Source organism: Pelodictyon luteolum (genome assembly GCF_001622165.1).
In the GTDB taxonomy this organism is placed as follows: Bacteria; Bacteroidota; Chlorobiia; order Chlorobiales; family Chlorobiaceae; genus Chlorobium; species Chlorobium luteolum_B.
This window is the reverse complement of sequence record NZ_LVWG01000038.1, coordinates 1-6,507: the sequence shown is the minus strand read 5'-3', so window position 1 is coordinate 6,507 and position 6,507 is coordinate 1. Positions and strand designations below refer to the sequence as shown.

The 6,507-nt window shown below is 53.2% G+C and carries 4 protein-coding genes; 1 reads left to right on the top strand and 3 read right to left on the bottom strand.

Going from position 1 to position 6,507, the window contains the following annotated elements; genetic code table 11:
- Positions 1 to 42 precede the first annotated feature (42 nt).
- Entirely contained in the window at positions 43 to 417 is a 375-nt protein-coding gene (locus tag A3K90_RS10190; RefSeq protein ID WP_303682509.1) for a response regulator, read from the bottom strand.
- A gap of 446 nt (positions 418 to 863) precedes the next feature.
- Between A3K90_RS10190 and A3K90_RS10185 the strand changes: the two genes are divergently transcribed.
- A complete protein-coding gene (locus A3K90_RS10185; protein WP_303682508.1) occupies positions 864 to 3,827 on the top strand; it encodes a PAS domain S-box protein in 2,964 nt (987 codons plus the stop codon).
- A gap of 289 nt (positions 3,828 to 4,116) precedes the next feature.
- Here A3K90_RS10185 and lysS read toward each other — a convergent pair whose 3' ends face one another.
- Positions 4,117 to 5,622 (bottom strand): lysine--tRNA ligase, encoded by a 1,506-nt coding sequence (gene lysS, locus A3K90_RS10180; protein ID WP_303682507.1) that lies wholly within the window; start codon positions 5,620 to 5,622, stop codon positions 4,117 to 4,119.
- A gap of 11 nt (positions 5,623 to 5,633) precedes the next feature.
- Positions 5,634 to 6,507 (bottom strand): phytoene/squalene synthase family protein (locus A3K90_RS10175; protein ID WP_303682506.1); only part of this gene is annotated, 874 nt, incomplete at its 5' end.

The following is a 6,507-nucleotide window of genomic DNA, read 5'->3' as shown; positions in this document are numbered from 1 at the left end:
GGGAAGTGGTGCTGAACCCGGCTGAAAAGTGAATGTTTTTTTTCAAAAAAATGCGTCATCTTCGTTGACATTGTCCGGTTCCGGCTCCATTGGCTTCGGGATGAAGCGGAAGATCACTCCTGAATTGATCGAGTCGATGATCATACCGATATCCTCGGTGCCACTGATGATGATGCGCACGATCAACGGGTGCCGCTCTTGGAGAGCGTCAAGCAGTTCTTTGCCGGACATGCCCGGCATACGGAGGTCGGTGACAACAACGGCGATATTGATTGTATCGCATGTCTCTAAGGCCTGCTCTGCACTTTTTGCGAAATGGGTTGTATAGGGCTCAAGCCGCAGATATCGCTTCAGGGCAAAAAGAGTATCCTGCTCGTCATCGACTATCAGGATATTGGCATCAGTATTCATGTCCATGAGGGGCGTGGTCTGGCTAAATACGGCGGTTAGTAATAAGCTGATTCATAGCGCTCCGCGCGTTTTTGCCTCATCAATATACGATAATAATGGAACCATTTAAGCCAGGGCATTCTTTCGTACTTTCTTGGCAATGAGAAAGTTTCCTGCCATATTTTAATTCAAATTTTTTGAGCACCCCGGATGTGCGCAAATCAGATCAAACGATAGATCTCTGTAATCCCCACCCCCTTATGAGACACGCACTTGTACAGTCAGCTGAGCTCCTGTTGCAGAATATCGCAGAATTACACTCCCAGCTTGCTATGGCAGGCCTCAGCTCTGATGCGATTCAGCCTCTTATGGAGTCGTTGGCGCGGGTTGAAACGCAGTCAGCCGCGATCTGCCGCCCGTTTATGGATGAACGAAAGACAGCTGAATATTTTCGTACACTTGAAAAATCGGTATTGCATGAAACCCTAAGTGACTGGCTCTGGCAGGTTGATGTGCAGGGTAACTATATCAGTGTTGGCTCTAAGGTCAAAGAGTCTCTGGGATATGAGTCGGAGGAACTGCTCGGAAAGCCACCCTTTGCATTCATGCCTCCAGAAGAGGCAGTACGCGTCAGCGGGATTTTTGGATCGCTTGTCGAGAGCCGGCAGCCGATTCATGCCATTGAAAACATCAATATCCACAAGGACGGCCGGCTGATAACCCTGCTTACCACCGGAGTTCCGATCTATGACGACAACGGGGCCTTTGCCGGGTACTCAGGACTGGATCGCGATATCACAGAAGAGCGGATGATGGCCCGCGACCTTGAACGACTAGATAATGAAAACCGGGAACTGTCCAGCCGCATGAAGGCTGCCGTTGACAGTGCAGGGATAGGAATCTGGGAATATGACATCGCTGGCAGTTTGCTCGTATGGGACGACTGGATGTACCGGCTTTACGGCATTGAGCCTGATCGATTTTCCGGGGCATATGAGGCTTGGGTGAATGGTTTGCACCCTGATGATATGGAACGTGCTGCCCGAGAAGCCGATGAGGCGATGACCGGCGGAAAGCCTTTTGACACTGAGTTCCGGGTCGTCCATCCATCAGGAGATGTCCATCATATCAAAGCCAGCGCGGTTGTCCTGTATGATGAAGCAGGAACGCCGCTGAAGATGATCGGCACCAACTATGACATCACGAAGCGCAGGCACCTTGAAGATGAACTGGCCGCAAAAGCGGCGCAGCTTCATGCTCTGTATGAGGGCATTCCCGACGCCATCGTGGTTGCTGATGTGGAAACGAAGAGAATCGTGCATTGTAACCATGCGGCAGAGGAGATGACGGGTGTCGGTGTTGCTGACCTCAAGCTTCGTACGATTCATTCCCTTCATCCTGCCGATGTGCTTGATGAGACGCTGCAGGGATTTGAGCGGCAGTCGAGAGGAGTGCAGCGGGTGGTCGAGTCGGAGGTCATTACCGCAGCGGGAAGCCGCATCCCTGTCAGCATTACAGCATCAGGAGTTCTCTTCGGTGACAGACCCTGTCTGATGGGGGTATTCCGTGATATCACTGAAAGTAAGGAGGCTGAGCAGGCAATCCGCCTCGCAAACCAGCAGCTGCAGGCCAGTGAGCAGCAGTTGATGGCGGCAAACCAGCAGCTGCAGGCCAGTGAGCAGCAGTTGATGGCGGCAAACCAGCAGCTGCAGGCCAGTGAACAGCAGTTGATGGCGGCAAACCAGCAGCTGCAGGCCAGTGAACAGCAATTGATGGCAACCAACCAGCAGCTGATGGCAAAGCATGGTGTTCAGGGCCTGCTAGCCAATATCTCAGCGTATCTCATGACCCCGGTTGGTGAAGTGCTGGATGAGAGTATTGAGCATGTTCTGGGACTTGTCGGATCATTTACCAAGGCTGATCGTTGCTATATCTTCCAGTTCACGGATGACGGGATGATGGTCAGCAATACTTACGAGTGGTGTGCGGCAGGTGTGGCGGCGAAGAAACACGGGTTGCAGCAGCTTGCTGTTGACGAGTTTCCGTGGTGGATGGAGCGCATCAAAAGGCATGAACCGATTTTTATCCCGAATGTTTCGGCTCTTCCCGTGGAGGCGAAGCTGGAAAAGGAATACCTTGAGCACCAAGACATCCGCTCTCTCGTTGCCGTGCCGGTTTCGACCGCCGGTTTCTCAGGAGGATTTCTGGGGCTGGACCGGGTCAATAGTTCAGTTCTAAACATTCATGAAGATCATATACCCCTCCTGCAACTAGCAAGTGATATTATTTTCGGATCCCTGAACCGTGAAAAGTCAGCGCAGCAGATTCGGGAACGGGAAGCAAAGTACCGTGCGATTTTCGAGAGCATTCAGGATGTCTATGCTGAAGTAAATCTTGCCACGGGTACGATTGAGGAGATCAGCCCCTCCATCAGTTCTTTCGGCTATACAAGAGACGAAATCCTGCACCGCCAGTCGCTCGATTATTATGTTAATCCGGAAGAAAGGGACTGCTTGATCAGCGCATTGGTCGATAGGGGCAGCCTCAGGGACTTCGAGGCCCATTTCCTCACGAAGAGCGGTGAGTCGATTACCGTATCACTGGCAATCAGCCTCATCAAGGGTGTACCTGACGGCTTGATGAAAATAGTCGGCACCATGCGCGATATCAGTGAACGGAAAAAACATGAATGTCAGATCCAGGAAAACATCCGCCTCAAAAACGATTTTATTTCCAGCGTCTCTCATGAGCTCAGGACTCCGCTGTTTTCCATCCTTGGCTTTTCCAGCACATTGCTCAAAGAAAGCGGCTCGCTGGACCCTGCAACCCGTCTTGAGTTCACCTCAATCATCCATGACGAGAGCGTCCGGCTTTCAAGTCTTATCGAGGATATTCTCACCATTTCGCGCATTGACAGCGGCAAGGCGAAGTACAGCCGTCAAATCTTTGACCCCGTAAAGCCTGTTTCGGCCGTTGTTGCCATCCTGAGACGGCAGGCTGAGGAGAAAGGGATTGAGCTTGTTGAAGAGAAACCGGACAGGGAACACCGTGTCGTTTTTGACCAGGACTCCTTCAAGCAGGTCATGATGAATCTTCTTGGCAACGCGTTGAAGTTCACTCCGAAGGGTGGTCGGGTGAAGGTCAGTATCTCGGGGGCGGAAGAGATGGTTTCTATTACGGTTGATGATACGGGCATTGGTATAGCCGCATCGGATCACGAAAAGATCTTCGATCGATTCTACCGGAGCGTTCCTAGTGCTTTGCAAATCGAGGGCACCGGACTCGGTCTGGCCATTGTCAAGGATATTTTCGAAATGCAGGGGGGGAGCATCGGAGTGCAGAGCGAACTGGACCGGGGGAGTCAGTTTACCGTATTGCTGAAGAGAGCGGAAGACGCGGCTGACGAGGACGTCGTCCAGTCTCCGGTTACTGAATGAAGATATGCACAGGCCATCACATTTTCTGTGATTGAGCTGCTGAACATCTTGGATGGTTGTGCTGACGTACTCCTCATATCTCAGATCAAAATGCGGCTATGTTATATGTTGATACGGATTTTATCAATATGAACTTATTGACCCGCCTTTCTCTGACGCAAAGACACATAATCCGGGGGTATGCTGCTTGTCCGGTTCTTGTCATGATGCAGTTGCATGCGGATTAAAAATAAAGCCCCGGTGCTGGTATCCCGGGGCTTTTTCTGTCGTAAGGCTGGAGAACGGACTCTTATTCCGGCTTAAGGTGCGGGAAGAAAATGACATCGCGTATTGATTCCTCTCCGGTGATGAGCATGACGAGGCGGTCGATGCCGATGCCGAGGCCTGCCGTGGGAGGCATGCCGTATTCAAGGGCACGGAGGAAGTCTTCGTCGACCACCATGGCTTCATCGTCACCGCGCTGGCGGAGGCTCGCCTGCTCTTCAAGCCGCTGGCGCTGGATCACGGGATCGTTGAGTTCCGAGAAGGAGTTGCATATCTCCTTGCCGCCGGCGATGAGTTCGAAGCGCTCGACAAGTCCCGGTTTGGAGCGGTGGGGCTTGGCAAGGGGAGACATCTCGGTCGGGTAGTCGGTGATGAAGGTCGGCTGGATGAGCTTCGGCTCTACGAATTCGCCGAAGATTTCATCGATGATTTTTCCGGATCCTATTTTCGGATCGAGTTCCAGTCCGAGGTCCTTGGCCAGGTTGCGGAGTTCCGTTTCGGTTTTACCTTCAATCTCGGCACCGGTGTACTCCCGAATGGAATCAGCGATGGTGAGGCGGCGGAAGGGTGCTTCAAGGCTTATCTCATGGCCGAGGAACGTTGTCATTGCCGTTCCGTTTACGGCAATGGCGGTCTGTTGGAAGAGTTCCTCGACGAGCCGCATCATCCAGTCGTAATCTTTGTAGGCGACATAGAGTTCGACCTGGGTGAATTCCGGGTTGTGGAAGCGGTCGATGCCTTCGTTGCGGAAGTCCTTTGCAAACTCGAATACGCCGTCGAAGCCGCCGACAATGAGGCGTTTGAGGTAGAGCTCGTTGGCAATGCGCAGATAGAGCTGCATGTCAAGCGCATTGTGGTGGGTAGTGAACGGGCGTGCCGCCGCTCCTCCGTAAATGGGCTGGAGGATGGGGGTTTCAACCTCGAGCCACCCTTGGGACGTGAAGAAGCTGCGGATGTGTGATACGATGGCGCTTCTCTTGATGAAGGTGTTGCGGACTTCGGGGTTGACGATGAGGTCAACGTAGCGCTGGCGGTAGCGCAGTTCGCGGTCGGCGAATGCGTCGAACACCACTTTTTCTCCTTCAACCTCTTTTTCCTTGGCGACGGGAATGGGACGCAGCGATTTGCAGAGCAGTTCGAAGGACTCGGCATGCACCGAAATTTCACCGGTTCTGGTACGGAACGTGTAGCCGTTGACTCCGACGATGTCACCTATGTCGAGCAGCTTGAATGTGGCGTAGGCATCGTCTCCGACTTCGTCCTTTTTCAGGTAGATCTGCATGCGGCCATCGCTGTCCTGAATATGGAAGAAGGAGGCTTTGCCCATCCTGCGGATGGCCATGATGCGACCGGCAACCGATACTTTTTCCTCAGCGTCTTCCTTGAAGTGCTCGATGATCTGCCTGGAATGGCCGGTTACCTCAAAGCTGCAGGGATAGGGGTTGATGCCTGATTCCTGAAGGTGGCGCCGCTCGTCGAAACGGCGCTGCATCTGGTCATTCAGGGAAAGCTGTTCGTTGTCCTGGTGCATGGGGCGTGGGATTACTGTGTGTTTCGTGTTTTGAGCCAGACGTGGGGGATCGTACTGATTTTCTGGGTGAACGACCGGTATGCCCTTTTGGTGAAGACGTCGTAGCCGTTTTCCTCAATTGCGTTAAGGATGTTGCCGTAATTGACGCTGCTGACGGCAACGGCGAAACGGCTTCTTTTTTCAAGCATCGGGATCCCTTCGTCGGCGGAAAGGTAATAGTTGCGAGCCCGTTCGATCTGGAACTGCATGAGCTTCTTGAATCGTTCGTTCATGGTTTTCTGCATGAACTCCTCCCTGCTGTACCCGAACCGCTCGAGGTCTTCAAGGGGGATGTAGATCCTGCCGCGGTCAATATCCTCCCCGACATCGCGGAGGATGTTGGTAAGCTGCATGGCAATGCCAAGGTCGATGGCGTGCTGGAGCGCCCGGCGGTCACTGTATCCGAAGATTTCGGAGGTCATGAGCCCGACCACCGATGCAACCTTGTAGCAGTATACATAGAGTTCGTCGAAGGTCTGGAAGGGATTGAATTCGATGTCCATGGCGACCCCCTCGATGAGTTCGAGCGGGAGTTCTATGGGGATGTTGCAGCGCAGAAGGGTATCGTGCCACGCCATCATGATCGGGTCGCCGCCGTGCTTTCCCTGATAACAGTTCTGCAGCTTTTCCATCCACTCCTCAAGCATCCGGTTGATGTCGGTTCGGGTGATATGGCCCGCCTCAAGCTGGTCCTGGGCATTGTCGACAAGGTCGTCGACCGTGCGCAGGAGAGCGTAGATGGCGAAAATCGGCTTCTGCTGGGGTTTGGGGAGGAAGAGGGTCGCCAGATAGAATGTCTTTGCGTGATGCCTTGCAATCTCCCGGCAGTACCGGTATGCGGAGTCT